This window comes from Treponema sp. UBA7570 (assembly GCA_002477955.1).
Taxonomy (GTDB): Bacteria; Spirochaetota; Spirochaetia; order Treponematales; family Treponemataceae; genus Treponema_D.
The window spans coordinates 44,541-63,378 of the sequence record DLLE01000063.1 but is presented as its reverse complement, the minus strand read 5'-3'; the positions used below and the strand labels follow the sequence as shown (position 1 = coordinate 63,378).

Genomic DNA, 18,838 nt, shown 5'->3' with positions numbered 1-18,838 from the left:
ACTGCTATTGAATTACATCATTTTTTATCCGCAGGCGAAAAGCGCCGAAAAACATTTTCTAAAAGGAGCGGAACTTTCTCTTTACACAGAACAACTGCTTGAAAAATCCGATTTTTCTTTTCATAGACTTGAGCTTGCCCCGACAGGAAACGATGTTTTTCCGTTCAATGTAAACATTCGCCTTGAACCTTCTTTGCCGGCTGCTTCGGCAAAAACAATGCTGGTTCTTATTTCCCAGGAAGATTTTTTTGAATATCCGGACGAAATTTTGTCTCTTGTCGAAAAAACTAAAAAAATGAAAAGGGCTTTTCCAGTTGAATTCGTTTTTACAGCCCTTGATGACAGAAATAGTCTTTTTCCGGAATATAAGTTTTTTTTACAAGGAACTGAAAATTTTGCAGGAAATTTAGACGACGGCTCAGAATATTTTGCCGTCTTGATTAACTTTTCAAAGAACACAAAAGCAAAGGCTGAAATTTTTACAACTGGCGGAAAAAGTTCAACTCCAATGTGGCTTGCAAAGGAAACTGTCGATTCTTTTTTGAGCAAAAACATTCCCTTTTCAGTTCCGCAAAAACTGCTTTCAATTTACAGGGCAGGTCTTCTTTTTGGCGATGAACAGATGGCGGCTTTTTTTAAGGAAGGAGTTCCATGCATAAAATTGCAATTTTCTAAGGTTGAACAGATTTCTGCCCTTGAAAATTTTATTCAAAATCATATTCCTTTTCAAAACGAAAAAAACGATGTTCATTATTCATTTATCACTTTGGCAAACCACACTTTTTGGATAAACGAATTTAAAAATATACTTTCTGTCGAGATTTTCGGAATTCTTGTAATTCTTTTTTTGGTCTGCTTTACCTTTACTGGAAAAAATCGGCTTCAGTCAAAGAAAGATTTTTCAAGATATTGGCTTTTTATTCCTGCAATGCTGTGCGCAAGTGTTTTTTCGCTTTATGCTGGACAATTCTGCTGTAAAAATCTGGCTTTTATTTCCCAAGCGAATCCCGTAATTCAATTTGCGGCAAAACTTTTTATTTCCGTAATTGTAATTTCCGTATTTTTTCTGTTTCAGTCACATTTAAAGCTTCCTGGCACATCGTTCATCTACGGTTTTATGATTATTCTGGTTTCGGCAGCAAATATTTTTCTTTTCAGCATGGCGGACATTACGGTTTTTTGGGTTTTCGCCCTTGAATATTTTATAATTTACTTTACGCGGAATTCTTCAAAATTGCTTTCGCTTATAATTACGTTTTCGCTTATGCTTCTGCCTTTTTTGTCTTATGTTGCAGTTTACTTTGCAAACGTAAACGCCCCGGACATTAAAATTTTAATTTCGAGCGGAAAACAGGTAAACATCATGCTCAGCCTTATTCTTTTTCCGTTCCAGATTATCTGGCTAAAAATTCTTGTGCGCCTTCGCGTCATCAACAAGGACAAATCTCTCAGCCTAAAAAAAATTGCAGGTTTTACCTTTATCTCTGCTGCAATAATTGCCGCCGTCATAACGATTTTTGCTTTTTTAACAACAAAATTTGTTTACAACAAAAAACACAGCTTTGAAAATCCTCAAATTCTTGAAAATTCAACAGAAAAAAATCTTTTTTGTAAAATTTTTAATGATGATTCTTCAATGCTCCGCTCAAGCCGATTAAAAATAAAATCAAAAAAGCAGGCAGTCCGATGCTCAGTAAACATTTCGAGCGAGCAAAATACGCCGGTTTTAGATTCAAATTACAGTTATCTGGCTTTAAATAATTCAAAAACCGCGGATTTTAATATTCCTGACTTTCCGCCGCAAAATTTTGAAATTGACTTTTCAACGGAAAAAAACACTTCAAAAATCGTCACGATAACTTCTTTTTACGCAACAGAAAATCAAAATGAATTTGAAAAAGAAACCGTTTCTATTTTTGTTTCCGGGGATAAGTCAAAGTGAAAAATTTTTTCATCCATGCAGATTTAGACGCGTTTTTTGCCTCTGTTGAAATTCTTGACCATCCAGAATGGAAAAATCTTCCTGTAATTGTCGGTGGAAAACCGGAAGACCGCAGGGCTGTTGTTTCGACAGCCTCATACGAAGCCAGAAAATACGGCGTTCATTCGGCAATGCCAACCGCAATAGCGGCAAGACTGTGTCCAAACGGAATTTTTGTTCATCCAAGAATGAAGCGCTATCTTGAGATGTCTGGAAAAATTATGGAAATTTTTTCGCGATATTCTCCTGACGTACAGCAGATTTCAATCGACGAGGCCTTTATCGACCTTACAGGAACAGAAAAGCTTTTTGGACCTCCAGACGAAACGGCAAAAAAAATAAAGACCGATGTAAAAAGAGAAACAGGACTGACAGTTTCAATCGGACTTGCGCCGACAAAATACCTTGCAAAACTCGCCTCAGAAATAAAAAAGCCGGATGGATTTTTTGAAGTAAAAGAAGGAAACGAAGAAAATTTTATGCTTTCGCTTCCACTAAAAAAAATCTGGGGAATAGGAGATAAAACACTCGCCCTGCTAAACAGAAACGGAATAAACACAACAAAAGACCTTCATTCAAAGCCTAAAAATCTTCTTGCGGCACTTTTTGGACAGGTGACAGGAACTTTTTTATACGATGCCGTCCGCGGTCAGGAAAAAGAAACATTCAATCAAACTCCAAAAACCCACGCAATCAGCGCAGAAAACACTTATCCTTTTGACCTGACATCAAAAGAAGCAATCGAAACCGCCCTTCTCGAATTAAGTTACACGGTAATATGGCGGATGCGAAAAGAAAATTTGAGAAGCTGGACGATCGGCCTAAAAATCCGCTACGAAAATTTTACAACGACAACAGTTCAGGAAACTTCGACCAGAGAAATAGGCAGCATTGACGACCTTTTTGAACGTGCAAAAAAACTTTTTGACAAAAAAGCGGACACTTCAAAAGGAATAAGGCTTTTGGGACTTGCCTTGCAAAACACAGAAAGCGCCTCAAATCCGCATCAGGTGGAACTTTTTAATTTTGATGAAGAAAAAAAACGGAAGGTTGAAGAAGCAGTTTTAAAAGCAGAAAAAAAAATACCGGGAATAAAAATTACAAAAGCAAGGCTTTTGGGAAAAGATTCGTTAAAAAGCATTGTTTTTTTTGTCATTCCGTCAATGTTTTTTATATTTTCCGCGCAAAAAACATTTTCTTCGCCATTAGTTTCTACTCAAACCGAAAGAAATGCAGACGGAGCAGGTTCGATTGTTTTTAATTCGACTTTGCTTCCGCCTCAAACCGATGAATCTGACGAAATTCCGTTTAAAGAAAAAAAAAGCCTTTTTAACTATTCAATTTTTGACAAAAATGTCGATTTTTTTGCCGAAGGCTACTGGAAATCCCTCGTAAACGGAGGATTTTCTTCAAGTTTCGGGTTCGGCTCAACGCCGGCGCTTTCGCTCAGCACTCCAGTTATTTTATCAGAAGTCAATCTTAGCCTGTTTTTTTTGCTTGAAAAACACTGGTACTTTGAAGCTGGTTTTGCAGATCATTTTGACAAAAACACGGTTGCGGCAGGATATTACGGAGACGGAATTTTAAAAAGCGCAAGGATTGCAAACCGCGGAATTGTTTTTGAATCCGGCTATTCAATTGACGATTTAAACCGAAGTCCTGGAGGCGGCGAAAATCTTGCTCCAGGAATTTCTGCTCATTTTGAAACACAAACTTTAAGCGCAGATGCAATTTTTAGGTACGACTCTCTCGAAGCAAAATCCAAGACCTGGTACGGGAAAAACAGCGTTTCTGAGCAAAAAATAGAACTTTCTGCATACGAAACAGGTTTTCAATTCGTGCTTCCTTCAAAACAAGCCGTTCTTGCCGTTAAGTCGGTTTTTGTAGAAAATTCGGACGGAAATTACAAAGACGAAAACGGCCGGACATTCAAAAAATTAAATTCATCGCAATTCCTTTTGAGCGCTTCAAATTATTCAATTTTTCTTTCAAAGGAAGCAAATGCTTCTAAAACTTCTGGAATTTTGCCAGCTGTCGCAGTTGAATACGATTCTTCCTACCCGCCTTCAGTTGCGCGTTCCGAGCTTGGAACTTATGGAGAAGCAGAAGAAAAAAATGGCAGCGGTTTTTTAGGCGAAGTTCAAGAAGTTTTTTCAAAAAACTTAAAAAACTATTCGCTTTCGCTAACCGGAAAAATTGACGGAAACGAGGTTTTTTATATTCAATATCCAAAGAAATTTTCACCATACGCTGTCTGCTACCGTTACGACGCAGGACTTTTATCTTCCGGAGAAGCAGCAGTTTGCTCCGGCACAACCTCAGTTCAAAATGAAAATTTTTTTGTTACCCTAGGCGAAAACGATTTTTCGGACGTTCTGACAGATTTTTTTAATTCACCGCACATTTATGCCGATGTTTTTTTTAAAAATTCCAATTCTCCTCTTTCGGCAGAATACAGATTTCCTTTTTGCACGGAAGCTGAGGAAATTTATCTTGGGCTAAAAACTTCTTCAGATTTAAAAGTTTGCGTACGAAGTTTTACGCCTGTAAACCGCTTTGAAATCGGCACGAATGCAACAGGCGGAACAGTCCTTGTTTACAAAAACGGAATTCAGGATGCGAGCGCAGCTTACGACAAGGAATCTGGCTGCATAACGCTCTCAACTTCGGTTTCGGCTTCCGATAAAATAACGGCTCAATGGTACGAAGACAGTTCGGATTCGTCTTCCAGGGCAATTACGGCGGCAGGCGGAATAAAAAAACAGTTCACAAAAAACCTTAGCGGAGATTTTGCTTTTGCAGGAAGCTGGGCTCTTCCAAGCACAGACAGCGAAAAAAATCACACAACCTTAACAACTTCTTCTCCAGGACATGCAGTTTTAGCAACAGGTCTTGAATATTCGGCCGAAAATTTTAAATTCAAGAATACAGGAGCCGTAAGCCTCGAAAGCTCAAATACGACCGGAAAATGCCTGATTTCTGGAATGGACGAAGAAAAAACAGAAACCTTTTATCTTGCAAAAGACGCCGCGGCCACCATTCCAGACGACATTCTGCCGTTTTTAAACTCACGGCCAGGCGAAAGTGAACGGAAGATTGAACTAAAAGGCTCTAAAAACGGTTCAGTCAAAGCAAAAAACGGACAATCTGATTCCTCGATTACAGGTTATTCGGCAAGTTTTGAATGGGATTTTTCCAATTTTTCCGAAAATGCGGCAGAAACATCACCTTTTTGGGCAGGAACTTCACTTAAATTTCCGGCACTTTCCGGAATTTTGCCTTCCTGCAGCGAATTCTCGCTCGCCTTAAAAATTGATGAAAATTCCGACTTTTTTAGTCTTTCGGATTTTGAGCTTTACCTTCAGCTCGGTGTAAATGCCGATGAAGAACTGAGCTTTGAAGACAAAAACCAAATTCCCACCTGGAAAATCGGAAGCTCGGAAGGACAATGCGACTCAGACGTTAAACTTGCGTTCAATAAAGAAAAAAAAGGCGAATGGCAGACTGTTACAGTAAAAATTTCGGACGAAGAAAAATCTCTTCTTGCGACAGACTGCGACGGAAGGCTCATTCTCACTTCAAAATCAAAAAAAATTGGAAGAATTTTTGCAGGACCTTACGAAGCAAAGGAATCGGGATTTTTTGTAAGCACAGAAAACGGTTCAGATTATGAAGTTTTTACTGCACGCGAAAAAGCCGGAAGCTCAAACTACATGACTTTTTTTGAATTCAAAAATTCTTCGGAAGAAATTTTTACGCTCACAAGATATTTTGGCGAAATCAACCTCGAAGGCTACAAGTTTTTAAGGCTGAATACAAAATTCTCCTCAAAAAATTTGACTTGTGACGACGAAACTTTTTTAATTTTATCATTTGACCGGCCTCAAAGCGACGGAAGTTTTAAAACCGCTGTAAAAATAAAACTGAGCGCAGAAGAGCTTATAAAACTTTCTCAGACACAAAAATTCTCAGACATAAAAATAAATCTTTCCGACAAAAAATCAAATTACGGCTCGGTCGAAAAAATCGACATTTCTGTCGTTCCAACTAGATTCTGCGCCGAATTTCATTCAGTCTCGCAGACACAGACAGAGCTCGCCTTTGACAGTTTTATGCTTACGGACAGCTCGCCTTATTTTCTTCTTCAAGATATTGTAAAAACTTCATGGCAAAAAAACGGCGAAATTATAAAAATAAAAGATTATGCAATTCTCAAAGACGCAAGTTTTCAAGCTGACGGAAGAACCAGTTCTCAGATAAGCACTGGCAATTTAGAAAACGGAAATCACTTTTCCGGAAGCGCAAAAACAAGCTTTACTTTTTCAGAAATTTATTTTTCGCTTGATGCCGGACGCTCCTTGGATTCGTCAATGCCGCTGTCTTCGGCTTCGCACACAGTCAAAAACACAAGACCTTTTTTTAAAATTTTAAATATTGAAGAAAATTATTCTTTTAACCACGATGACGAAAGCCTCAAAAAATCCAATTCGCTTTTAGCCGACTTTTCACCGCTCAATTTGCCAATTGTTTTTTCAGCAGACGCCGCCGCAGATTCAGATATTTGGGCGCAAAACCAGAATATTTCTGCAAAAATTCACTTAAAAACCCGGCCTTTTGTTTTTGAAATGCACTCTGGCGCAAAACAAAAAATAATTTCCACAGATTCCGGAGAAACAAAATATTACGATACAAAAAATTATTTCGATTCCTGGAATAAAATCAATTCGCTTGAATTTAGCCCAGGAAAACTGGAAGCCGCAAAAAGAAATGTTTTTGCAAAGGCGAATTTAAAATTCAACCTGGAAAAAAATAGTTTTTCTCCCGAATACAATTTTTCTTCCGAAGAAAGCTTCAAAAATTCGGCATATATAACTTATTCAGACAAGACAAGCCAGACTTTTTCCGTTCCTTTTTCCATAAAAAAGAATAATTTTTCTTTCAGCTGGAAAAAATCCACTGGCGGAACACAAAAAAACGGCAAAACTGAAAACTATTCGGACGATTTTGAACATCTTGCGTCTACTCTGAACAAAAAAATCTGGTACTTTAAGGCGCTTCCGTTTTATGACATTTTCAGCAACTCAATAAAGAATGAAGTTTTAAAAGATCCGATGATGAATGAAGACTCGGCCGAAAGCATCTACTATTCTTCGCTTTATTCCGCCGGATGGAAAAGAAATTTCTTTGGAAATTCAAAAGACTTTTTTTTGCCTCAAAATGCCTCGGTTTCTTTTGAACGCGACATAAAAACTTCATCTTCGGTAACCGACGTATGCCAGTTAAAAGGAATTTTAGGTTTTAGCGCGCTGAATGTCTTTGGAAAAAACAGTGCAATTCACCTTACGGACCTTTTTGAACAAGATGAATACCTTACGTCTTTTTCGATTACCTTAAAAACTCCCGGCCAGAATTTTTCATCTTCGAAGGCAGTAATTTCGTTTTACCAGCAGGATATTTTTTACATAAAGAAAGACGAGACATTAAAGGCTGGATTTGAATTTTCTTTTGAAGACAAAAACAATCTTTCCGCAAAGTCTACTTTTGTCTGGAAAAGACCTGGCGAATCTTCTTTTATTGAAAAATTTTTCGTTTATTTTTTTAGGCGGTTTGAACTTTTTTCCGCACAAAAAACGCAAAATCAGACAAAAATAAACCGTTCTGACAGCCTGAATGCTGTTTTTTCGAGAGAAAGCTCTTCTTCACTAACAGGAACAAAAGCCTCCGAGCATAATTTTTTTGAATATCTTCATGAACTGGACATTCAACTGAATAAATTCGTCTGCATAAACAGTTCGCTCGGCTTAAGCTACAGCTGCTATTGGGACAAAAACGCAAGTCTTTCGGCAAACGCCCAAATCGGAGCAACAATAAAATTCTAAGTTTTTATTGTTTTTATTGAAGCGGAGCAAAATATCCGCTGTCATCACGGCCAGAACGGTTCATCAAATACGCTTCAACTTCGACAGGAAGATATTTTTCGCCAAACTGGGTTGATTGCGATGAAGTAAACGACAAAACGTAAATTCCGCACGGAGCATCAATAACATCTTTTACGACATTTTTTAAGCCTTCCGTCCGGTAAACATAATATTCATTTCCTGCTGTATGCTCGCAAATATATGCAAGTTCAGGAGCCACGCTAGTTTTTGCAACAAGAACTGACGAAAGAATAATTGAATTGTTGTTTAAATATGCGGTCAAATCCGTAAGTCCGTATCTGTTAAATGAATTCTCGCTTAATTTTCCTGCTCCGATTAAAACAACCGCTCTCTTTTTTTCGCCGGAAATTAAACCGTTCGCAGCAAGCCTGATTGCCAAATCGACAGTACATTTTTCTGACAGAGGATTTTTCATCGACTGAAGACTAAAATTTAAGGCTTTTTCAGGAGAACCTTCATACTCAAGTACAGGAACAGCCCCGGAAGTTACAATCCTAAGAGTTCCTTTATTTGCGTGTTCATTCATAGAAGATGCAATTTCGCGGACAGCGGCCTCAATTTCTCTCGAATATTGAGCAGCTTCAAAACTTCGGTCAATTACAACCGTAATATCCGCAAAATCGTTCACATAAGAGGCGCCTTCAAAAACATAATTCTGAACTGAGCCTTTTTTTTCTGTAATCACAAAATTTTGCTCTTTAAGACCGACAACTGCTTGTCTGTGGCGGTTTTCAACCTTAACTTCAATCTTTACCTCTGGAAATTTTGAAGCGTCGACTTTTTCGATTTGAACAAAAAGTCCGCCGACAAGTTCAGACATCTTGGACATTACATAAATTTCGTTCGTGCGGTAATCCGTTGCGAGAAGATTTCCGTTTACGTCAGGAACCGCGCATGTCAAATAAGAAGGAGCATTTCCAGTGCGGACATTTTCAAAAACCGTTCCATTTTCTGTATCAACCGAATAAATTTTATTTCCGTCGCAAACAACAAGATAATTTCCCCATTTTTTCATTGATTCCGGGTGAACAAAAGTTTTTTCGAGACACAAAAGTCCCAGATAATTTCCTGCCGCATCAAAACGATAAACAGCTCCGGTTACAGCATCGGCGACAAAAACTTCATTTCCAGAGACAGCAACTCCGGACGGAGCTTTTAAACCGTCAAAACCGGAAGATTTTTCAGCTTTCTGTCCAAAAAAGAAAAGTCCGTTTCCGTCCCTGTCAAAAACATCAATCCGCGCATTTCCAAAATCTGACACGTAAATATTCCCGATTTCATCAGTTGCAAGATACTGCGGGCCGACAAAATTTCCAGTTCCAAGGCCTTTAGAACCAAAATGCTTTAAAAATCTTCCGCTTGAAGAAAAAAGACTCAGTCTGTCTCCGGCAAATTCGCTTATAAGAAGATTACCGTCATTGAGGCGAATTATGTCCATCGGTCTGTCAAAACCTGCAAAAGATCCGTTCGAGCGTTCAAAAACAAAACCGTTGATGTCCATTCTTAAAAGTTCGTTTGAACCATAAGAAACAATCCACATTGAGCCGTCAGAATTTGCAAGAATCGAAACGGGCTGGCTAAAAACCAAATTTTTTCCGTCCGGAGAATTTCCTGAATAACTTCCGCTTTCCGTGTATTTTACAGGGTCATTGTAACTGTTGTTTGAAATTCTTCTTTCACGGACAATTTCTATTTTGTTTTTAAGCAAAAGTCCGCCGTAATTATTATCGCTTGCTGTCTGCCATTGTTCAAGCGCTGTTCCTTCAAGACCTGCACGATAGTAAGCTTTTCCAAGCCATTCGAGAATTATATTTTCCGACGGAAGATAAGAAAGAGCTTTTTCAAATTCCAAGATTGCGTCATTGTAACTTCCGCGGTAATAAGCTTGAACGCCTTTTCTAAATTCCTCTTCAGCAAAACCTGCCTGAGCAGAACGCACGCCAGTTGAATTTTTTACACGGGCTTCCTCGCTCGTAAAGATATAATTCTGAGAAAATGAATTAAAACCTGCAAAAAAAAATGGCAGCAGTATCAGGGTTTTTAGTATTTTATTTTTCATTTCAGTTCACTTCCACCTGGGCGATTTTTAAATGTTCGATGATTTCTGCATTTTCCGGACGAAGGGCATAAGCCTGAAGAAGGTATTTTGCAGCATCTTTTTTTAAGCCAAGCTTGTAATAAACCCAGCCAACAGAATCAAGGCAGGCTGCGGACTGAGGCTCTTTGTCGAGTGCCTTTTTGCAATAAGACAGGGCCTTTGCAAGATCTTTTTCCAAGCAGGCAAGAACATAGCCCATTCCGTTAAGAGATGTAACGTTTTCAGGATCTATTTCAAGCGATTTTTTGTAATAATCGAGGCATTTTTCAAATTCATTCTGCTGCCATGCAACATAGGCAAGAGAAGCGTAAACGTCCGCCGGCTTATAACCAGTTTCGAGAAGTTTATTCAATTCAAAATCGGCAAGGCGTTTTTTTCCAATCAGCGCATAAATCACCGCCAAAAGATAGCGGCACTGCAAAACGCGCGGACTTTGAGTTTCTGAAGTTATAACCTGCTCAAGATACAAAAGAGCATCGTCATATCTTTCGAGTTTTGCATAGCAAAGACCAATGTAATATGCGAGTTCAATATTATCAATTCCAGAATTTTCAGGAAGAGAAATAAAAAATGCAAGAGCAGATGTATAATCGCCTTTTTTATAAAGAGAAATTCCCTCAAAAAGAGGCGATGAACTTTTTTCTGCCATAAATCAACCTCCCGCGCCCATTAACCCGAATTACGATATTTTCCAGCTAAAAAACAAAATCAATCTTACGGTTCAAAGCCGGCTCAAAATCAACAGGCTCAGCGCAAATTCTCGTTATTGCAATGTTTCCCGACTCTACCGCCTCATATTCGTTCAATAGCTCAGGTCCTGTCGTCGTCAAATCTCCGCTTAAAAGAGTGCTTTTCAGCAAACCTTCTTCGATTTCATCAAATTCTATTTTATCTTTATAATCTCTTGTACACAAGGAAGTTAAAAAGGCTGAATCATATTTTTCCTGAGATTTCGCATTCACGCTCACAATACAGTCAGGCTCATAAAGCGAAATCAATCTTTCAAGGTTGTTCTTTACAAATTCCGCCAATGCGTCATATTCATAACCGTCCTGAGCATATTCTCCGCTTTCTGCTTTTAGGCTTACTGCAATTCCCGGCAAACCGTACAAAACCGCCTGTCTTGCCGCTGCGACCGTTCCTGAATAAATACAGTCGGTTCCCATGTTCGGGCCCTTGTTTATTCCTGAAAAAACAGCATCAAATTCAACATTTTCAAAAAGATTTGAACGCAAGGCCGAAATTACGCAGTCTGCAGGATAACCTGAGCAAGACCATTCGTTTTCCGCAAACCGCTTAAAAGTCAGCGACTCGTGCATTACAATATGAGAGGAAACGGCAGATCTGTTGGAAGACGGAGCCAGAACATAAACATTTGCAACTTTTTTTAAAGTTTCTGCAAGAATCTGAAGCCCCGGAGCAGAAATTCCATCATCGTTTGTGAGCAATAAATTCAGTTTTTTTGAATTATTCAATTACCTGTACCCCGCCAGCAGGCCGGACTTCGTAACAGGACGCCTTGAATCCAAAAATTCGCTCGTATTCGGCAAGAGTTTTTCTAAACGCCTGCTCGTCTGAACGGTTCATAATCGTGTAAGTCATGCGTCCAAAACCTTTGCCTGTAATTCTTCCGCACGAAACTGGATTTCTTGAATCTTGCGCATTTGGATTTATCTCCTGCAATCTTTTTAAAATCCAATCAATTTCCGGACAAGAAAGCTCATAGTCTTCGCGCATATTTTTATAACTGTGATTAACAGCCCTCGCAAAACCTCCGAATTCTCCGGCCATAAGCGATTTCTGAGCTTCGAGGACGTATTTGTGTTCACGCATAATGCACTGTAAACGCCTTCGAGTATCTTCCGGCACCACAGAAAGAACATCATTTACTTCGGAAGGATTTTCTTCATAAACCCATCCTCCGTAAACATTTGACTTCCGTTCCTTTAACTCGCCGAGAAGAAGGACATTTTCAGGCTGCTGAATAGTTTCTTCATTCCAAATTTCAACTCTCGGAACTTTAGTATCTGTAAGAAGAATTATCTTATCTTCAAAGTTGAACGGAACCAAATCACAAGAACCTGTTGAATAATCCGTAAGAACAAGTGAATTTTCTTTTGAATAGATTGCAGAAAAATAATCCGCCATGTAATTCTCAAGATTAAGGAAAATCTTGTTTCCACGCTCAATTACCTGCAAAAGCTGAGAATCCGAGCACTGAAGATTGAAAAGCTTTCTGATTGCATAGGCAGTTGCAACTTTTATTGCTGTCGTAATTCCGCATCCGGCAGAAGGTAAAACCTGGGAATAAACCGTAAAATCTATTCCAGAAAGGTCAAAACCACCTGAAATAAAACCGTAAACAATCGCTTTAAGAGCATTTGCCCAGCGGTCTTCTTTTCTGAATTTCAACGCGGTTAAAGTTCCGCGTTTTCTGTCTTTTAACTGGGAAAAATAAAATCTGAGCGAAACGTCCTGCCGTTTAGAAACAGCGACAAAAACAGGCAGGTCAACTGCCATAGATAAAGTTTTATCCTTTGCAAACCAAGTATGTTCGCCAATCAAATGAAATCGGCCGTTCGCAACAGCAATAACAGCTGGTTTTACCTGATATTCCTGCAAGTGCTCATTTCTGGTAAAATCTGCCTGTTCCATAGTGCCTCTCTACTTTTGGTGCAACGATTAACTTTTTATTTACATTTTTAAATATGCTTGGATATTTTCAAAACCTTGCTAAAAAAAATCAATATTTATAGAATGATATTATAATGTTCTGTTTTTTACAAGTTTTTTTATCTTTTTTTTCCAGCCTGCTAATTTCGCTTGCAATTCCAAATGAATTATTTAAAATCGGGTGCCCGCTCTTTGCGCTTTTTGCACTCGTTCCTCTATATATAGCAATTTCACGTTCACAAAGTTACAAAGAAGCATTCTGGCTTTCATTTTTACACGGAGGCCTTGTTCATTTATTTTCAAGTTTCTGGCTAAAAAATTTTCAGGGAATGGCGCTTTTTACACTCGGAGCAAGCCTTCTGGGAACAGCCTTTATCGAAGGAATAATCGGCTGGTTTTTATTCTTTCCTTTTTCTCAAAAAAACAGGGGTTTGCCGGGAATTTTTATTCTGATTAAGATTTTCTGGTTTACAGGCGTCTATGTCGTTTACGAATGGTGCAAATCGACAGGATTTTTAGCATATCCGTGGGGAACTCTTTCCATGACAGCACTTTCGTGGCCGTTTTTTATGCAAATCGCAGACATTACAGGCCAATACGGCGTAACTTTTATTTTTGCGCTATTTTCTTCGGTCGTTGCGCAGGGAATTCTTCTTATAAACGAACATAAAAAAATCCTCAACCTTAAAAGCTGCGTTTTTTCGTACAAGCTCGCGGCAAAAACATTTTTTATTCTCTTCGGACTGACAGCAATATATGGATTTTATCAATACAACAAACCTAGATTTCCAGTCAAGCATATCAATACGGTAATGGTTCAGCAGGACATGGACACTTACCGCTCAAACGAAAAAGACGCAATTGAGGTTTCTCAGTTTCTTACAGATGAGGGAATTAAAGAATTTTCTTCAAACCATAAAAAAACGGATTTAGTTGTCTGGAGCGAAGGCATCCTAAACAGAAGATGGCCGGATTCATATGGATATTATCTGACACATCCGGAGAAAAAACCTCTTATAAAATACATAAAAGAAAAAAAAGTTCCGTTTATAATCGGCGGAGCGATGATTCTTGACCGCGAAAACCATAAATTTTCAAATGCGGCGCTTCTTTTTAACAAAAACGGTGAACTTGCAGGCGCATATTCAAAACTTCATCTCGTTCCATTTGCAGAAGCAATTCCCTTTGTTGAATACGAACCTGTACGGAATTTCATAAAAAAAATCGCAGGTTTTTCATACGGATGGACGGCAGGAACAAAAAACACAGTTTTTGAAATACCTGTCTCTTCGCCAAAACAAAATCTTGATATGGAAATAATTTCTCTTGAAAAAAGACAGCCGGAAAAAACTTCAGTTATAGTTTCCGCTCCGATATGCTTTGACGACGCTTTTGGACACGTTTTCCGCGGACTTTTTTCTGCCGGAACCGAGCTTTTTATGAATATCACAAACGATTCGTGGTCAAAAACACAGTCAGCAGAATACCAGCATCTTGCGGTGGCAGCCTACAGGGCGATTGAATTCAGAACAACCCTCGCCCGCTGCACAAATTCTGGCGTTACAACAGTAATTTCTCCGTCTGGGAAAGTCATTTCTTCACTTCCACTTTTTGAGCCTGCTCACTTAAGCATCTCAATTCCAGTTTACGGAAGGCAGGTTACTGTCGCTTCTCAGTTCGGAGACTGGCTTCCTCATTTGCTTATAATCTTGATTGCCAGTTTTTTGTTTTTTTGCGCAAAATCAAAAAAATTCTATTGCCAGTCTAGATTTAGTGTTTTATGATGAATTAGTTATAAAAATAACACTATTGCTAGAGGGGATATTTTTTTATGCGCTGTCCTTACTGTGGAAGCCTAGACGACAAAGTCATTGAATCACGCACAATGGCAAACGGAGAATCGCTCCGCCGCCGCCGTGAATGTGTAAGCTGCGGATACAGATTTACAAGCTACGAAAGAATCGAAGAAAAACCATTTATGGTAATAAAAAGAGACGGACGCAGGCAGCCTTTTGACAGGACAAAACTCGAAAAGGGAATCGACCGGGCCCTCGAAAAACGTCCGGTTGCGACAAATATGATAGAAAACATCATAAATGACATAGAAGACCGTGCAATAATCGCAGGCAAGGCGAACCGAGAAATTTCAACGTCTGAATTGGGAGAATTCGTCCTTGAAAGACTGTACGACATAGATAAGGTTGCATACATCCGTTTTGCTTCCGTATACAAGCACTTTGAAAATCTCGAGGAATTTGTTACAGAAGTAAACAACCTTTCCAAGAAAAACCGTGAAAAGAAAAACAAAACAGAAAAAACAGAAGAGGGAGAATAAAGGTGGAATCTTTCAAAAAAACAAACAGCGATGATTTGTCAATATTTCCGCAATGGAGAAGTTTTTTGGGCTCATCCAGCGATGAAGAAACAAAAGGCTTTTTAAGACAGGTTGTAAAACGCAACGGCTCGATAGAAAAATACGACCGCTCAAAGATAGAATCAGCCGTAAACAGGGCAATTGAAGCTGTTTCAAAAATTCCAGACACAGAAAAAGCAAAAGAACTTACAGACAAGGTTGAAGAAAACCTGAGAGTTCTTTTGGCAGGCCGTCGCGCACATTCAATTCCTGCAATCGAAGAAATTCAAGATATTGTCGAAAACGTGCTTATAGAAGCAAAGGAAGTTGAAGTTGCAAAAGCATACATTCTTTACCGTGCAAAACACGAGGCAATCCGCGACTCAAAATCCTTAATGCTCGACATAAACGCAACAATGGACGGCTACCTTGCACAGTCAGACTGGCGCGTAAAAGAAAATGCAAACGTGAATTTTTCACTTGGAGGCCTTATTCTTCACAACTCAGGAACAGTAACGGCAAACTACTGGCTAAAGAATATTTATACTCCAGAAATTGCAGAAGCCCACAAAAACTGCGCTTTTCATATTCACGATCTGTCGATGTTTTCCGGCTATTGCGCCGGCTGGTCTTTAAGACAGCTTATTCAGGAAGGACTTGGCGGTGTTCCAGACAAAATCACCTCAAAACCAGCATCTCACCTTTCAACATTGGTAAACCAAATTGTCAATTTTTTGGGAATAATGCAAAACGAATGGGCTGGCGCTCAGGCGCTTTCATCATTCGATACATATCTTGCTCCTTTTGTAAAAGCAGATAATCTTGACTATAAAAGCGTAAAACAGTGCATTCAAAGCTACATATTCGGAGTAAACACACCAAGCCGCTGGGGTTCCCAGGCACCGTTTACAAACATAACGCTTGACTGGATCTGTCCAGACGACTTAAAGAATAAAAAAGCAATCGTAGGCGGAAAAGAACAGAATTTTAAATACGGCGACTGTCAAAAAGAAATGGACATGATAAACAAAGCTTTTCTTGAGCTTCTTCTGGAAGGCGATGCCGTCGGCCGAGGATTCGCATATCCGATTCCAACATACAACATTACAAAAGATTTCATCTGGGACAGCGAGAATGCAAAGCTTTTGTTTGAAATAACAAGCGCATACGGAACACCTTACTTTCAAAATTTCATCAATTCGGATTTAAATCCAAATGATGTCCGCTCAATGTGCTGCCGGCTCAGACTCGACAAACGAGAATTAAGAAAACGAGGCGGCGGACTTTTCGGCTCAGACGAATTTACAGGTTCTCTCGGAGTTGTAACAATCAACCTTCCGCAAATCGGGTATCTTGCAAAAACAGAGGAAGAATTTTACGCTAGGCTTGACTACCTAATGGATTTGGCAAAACAAAGCCTCTGCATAAAGCGAAAAGTAATTCAAAAGCTTTTGGACAACGGGCTTTTTCCATACACAAAGCGATACCTAAAAACACTGGACAACCACTTTAACACAATCGGTCTGTGCGGCATGAACGAATGCTGTCTGAACTTTTTGGGCGTAAACATCACAGACAAAAAAGGCTATCAATTTGCCTGTGAAGTGCTCGACCATATGCGCTCAAAAATGCAGGATTATCAGGAAAAAACTGGCGAGCTGTTCAACCTTGAGGCAACTCCTGCCGAAAGCACATCTTACCGTTTGGCACGGCATGACAAAACAAACTTTCCTGGCATAATCACAAGCGGAAAAGACGAGCCTTACTATACCAACAGCTCACAGCTTCCAGTCGATTACACTTCGGATGTTTTTGAAGCCCTCGACCAGCAGGAAAAATTGCAGACAAAATACACAGGCGGAACAGTTTTCCATATGTTCCTGGGAGAACAGATAAAAGACTGGCGCGCCTGCCGTGATCTTGTAAAAAAAGTCTTTACAAATTACAGAATTCCGTATTTTACAATCAGCCCGACATATTCAGTTTGTCCAGTGCACGGCTACATTGCTGGAGAGCATTTTGAATGTCCAAAATGCAAGGCAGAAAAAGAAGCAGAATTAAGAAAAAAACTTGCAGAACTTGAAGCTGAACGAAATTCACTTTTAAACAAAAAAAAGTAACAATAAACAAAAATGGGAGAAGATAAAATGACAGAGCAGACAAAAACAATCGAAGAACTCGATGCGCAGATTGAATCTTTAAGAGAAGAACTCAAAAACGTGCACGGAACAGAAACCGAGGTCTATGCAAGAATTGTAGGATATTACCGTGCCGTAAAAAACTGGAACAAAGGAAAGCGCGACGAATACAATCATCGCAAACTTTTTACAGTGGACGAGACTTTTTCAGGCCAGCCAGACTGTCAGCAGGAACTTCAGGCTTCACTTTTTAACAAAACAAACAGTTCAGAAAACGAAAACACATGCTCGGAAGAATCGGCAGTGCCGGCAGATTATGAATTTTTTATGAGGAAAACTTGTCCAAACTGTCCTCCAGTAAAAGCCTTTATGGAAGAACTTAATCTTACAGGAAAGTTAATTGATGTTGATACAGACGAAGGACTGAGAATTGCAGCCGCAAAAGGCGTATTTTCTGCTCCAACAGTAATTTTCTATGACGAAAATGGAACTGAAATCGCGCGGGCACACAGCGTAGAAGACATAAAAACTTCAATTCCAGAAATGAATCTGGCACAGGCAGTTTAACTCCGCAATTTTTATATTTGCCGGATAAAAAGACAAATTGAACAAATTATATGAATGAAAAAATCGGCGCACTCGTAAAAACATCTCTCGTTGATTTTCCAGGAACTGTGTGCGCCGCAGTTTTTCTAAAGCACTGCAACCTGCGATGTCCGTACTGTTACAATGCACAGTTAGTAACAAAACCCCAAGACGACACTGGTCTTTTTACCCTAACCGAAATTAAAACCCACCTTATAAAACGCAAAGACGTTCTAGACGGATTAGTAATTTCCGGAGGAGAAGCGCTTTTAAATCCTGACACAAAAGAACTCATTCTTTTTGCAAAAAAATTAAACTACAAGATCAAGCTGGACACAAACGGCACAATGCCAGAACTTTTACAGCAAATTACAAAAAATCCGCAGACACGTCCAGATTTTATTTCAATGGACATAAAAACAAGCCCTCACAAATATCACAGGCTTTTAAATTATTCCAACATTTACGACAAAACAGATTATGAACAGGCCTTAAAAAAATCGATAAAAATATTAAAAGAATATCCTTCCGCCAGCCGAGAATTCCGAACAGTTTTAGTTCCGACACTCGTACAGAAAGAAGATATAGAAAATATCGCCGCAATTCTTCCAAAAGACGCCTCATGGCAGTTCGCACGTTTTTCTGCCGGAAACTGTCTTGAGCCTCTCTATAATGCGCTTCCACCTTACAGCGAATCTCAACTTTCAGAACTTATAAACTACGCAAAGACATTTATTCAAAATTCCTGCCTAAGATAATTTATAAAAAGCATTTTTTACAGACAGCCAATTATTTTTGATTATTTTCAATTTTTTTACATTTTGATACTTGACCTTTTTTTTGTACTTTGGTATAGTTGAACAATCACTTGGGGGCATAGTCCAGCTGGTAGAACACCGGACTCATATTCCGTATGTCATAGGTTCAAGTCCTATTGCCCCTACTTTTTTCAAGGGCTAGTCAATTTGACTAGCCCTTGTTATTTTCAGCCATACTGTCTTAAAGGAGGCATGATAAAAACAGCCGGAAATGGCGTCTGTTTTTATCTTTAAAAGTTTGCGTTGCAAACTT

Annotated in this window: 11 protein-coding genes and 1 tRNA gene; 8 read left to right on the top strand and 4 right to left on the bottom strand. The window is 39.1% G+C overall.

The window, feature by feature from the left end:
* The first annotated feature begins 7 nt into the window (after positions 1-7).
* Entirely contained in the window at positions 8-1,942 is a 1,935-nt protein-coding gene (locus B4N75_RS08495) for a hypothetical protein (RefSeq protein WP_296707139.1), read from the top strand.
* Entirely contained in the window at positions 1,939-7,860 is a 5,922-nt protein-coding gene (dinB, locus tag B4N75_RS08490; protein WP_296707137.1) for a DNA polymerase IV, read from the top strand. The genes B4N75_RS08495 and dinB overlap by 4 nt, the downstream gene beginning before the upstream one ends.
* A 13-nt stretch (positions 7,861-7,873) precedes the next feature.
* Here the strand turns inward: dinB and B4N75_RS08485 are convergent, their stop codons facing one another.
* From B4N75_RS08485 to B4N75_RS08470, 4 genes are read right to left on the bottom strand one after another with little or no spacing between them, the layout of a single operon-like run.
* The gene (locus B4N75_RS08485) at positions 7,874-9,979 is read right to left on the bottom strand and encodes a hypothetical protein (protein WP_296707135.1); all 2,106 of its coding nucleotides are present in this window, start codon (positions 9,977-9,979) and stop codon (positions 7,874-7,876) included.
* 1 nt (position 9,980) lies between these two features.
* Entirely contained in the window at positions 9,981-10,667 is a 687-nt protein-coding gene (locus B4N75_RS08480) for a tetratricopeptide repeat protein (RefSeq protein WP_296022735.1), read from the bottom strand.
* 46 nt (positions 10,668-10,713) lie between these two features.
* Entirely contained in the window at positions 10,714-11,493 is a 780-nt protein-coding gene (surE, locus tag B4N75_RS08475) for a 5'/3'-nucleotidase SurE (protein WP_296707133.1), read from the bottom strand.
* Positions 11,486-12,673 (bottom strand): galactokinase, encoded by a 1,188-nt coding sequence (locus B4N75_RS08470; RefSeq protein ID WP_296022733.1) that lies wholly within the window; start codon positions 12,671-12,673, stop codon positions 11,486-11,488. The genes surE and B4N75_RS08470 overlap by 8 nt, the downstream gene beginning before the upstream one ends.
* A gap of 113 nt (positions 12,674-12,786) precedes the next feature.
* Here B4N75_RS08470 and lnt point away from each other — a divergent pair, with 113 nt between their 5' ends.
* The 6 genes from lnt to B4N75_RS08440 all read left to right on the top strand — a co-directional run bounded on the left by lnt (position 12,787) and on the right by B4N75_RS08440 (position 18,710).
* Positions 12,787-14,475: an apolipoprotein N-acyltransferase gene (gene lnt, locus B4N75_RS08465; RefSeq protein ID WP_296668967.1), complete on the top strand. Its 1,689-nt coding sequence runs from the start codon at positions 12,787-12,789 to the stop codon at positions 14,473-14,475.
* A gap of 47 nt (positions 14,476-14,522) precedes the next feature.
* Positions 14,523-15,026 carry a transcriptional regulator NrdR gene (gene nrdR, locus B4N75_RS08460; RefSeq protein WP_296668969.1) on the top strand — a complete coding sequence of 168 codons (504 nt, stop codon included), beginning with the start codon at positions 14,523-14,525 and terminating at the stop codon, positions 15,024-15,026.
* 2 nt (positions 15,027-15,028) lie between these two features.
* Positions 15,029-17,164, top strand: a complete 2,136-nt coding sequence (locus B4N75_RS08455; RefSeq protein WP_296022730.1) for a ribonucleoside triphosphate reductase — start codon at positions 15,029-15,031, stop codon at positions 17,162-17,164.
* A gap of 27 nt (positions 17,165-17,191) precedes the next feature.
* Positions 17,192-17,749, top strand: a complete 558-nt coding sequence (gene nrdD / locus B4N75_RS08450; protein WP_296668971.1) for an anaerobic ribonucleoside-triphosphate reductase — start codon at positions 17,192-17,194, stop codon at positions 17,747-17,749.
* Positions 17,750-17,799: 50 nt separating this feature from the next.
* Positions 17,800-18,525, top strand: coding sequence for an anaerobic ribonucleoside-triphosphate reductase activating protein (locus B4N75_RS08445; RefSeq protein WP_296707131.1), 726 nt, complete (start codon positions 17,800-17,802; stop codon positions 18,523-18,525).
* A gap of 112 nt (positions 18,526-18,637) precedes the next feature.
* A tRNA-Met gene (locus B4N75_RS08440) sits at positions 18,638-18,710 on the top strand.
* The last annotated feature ends 128 nt before the right edge of the window (positions 18,711-18,838 follow it).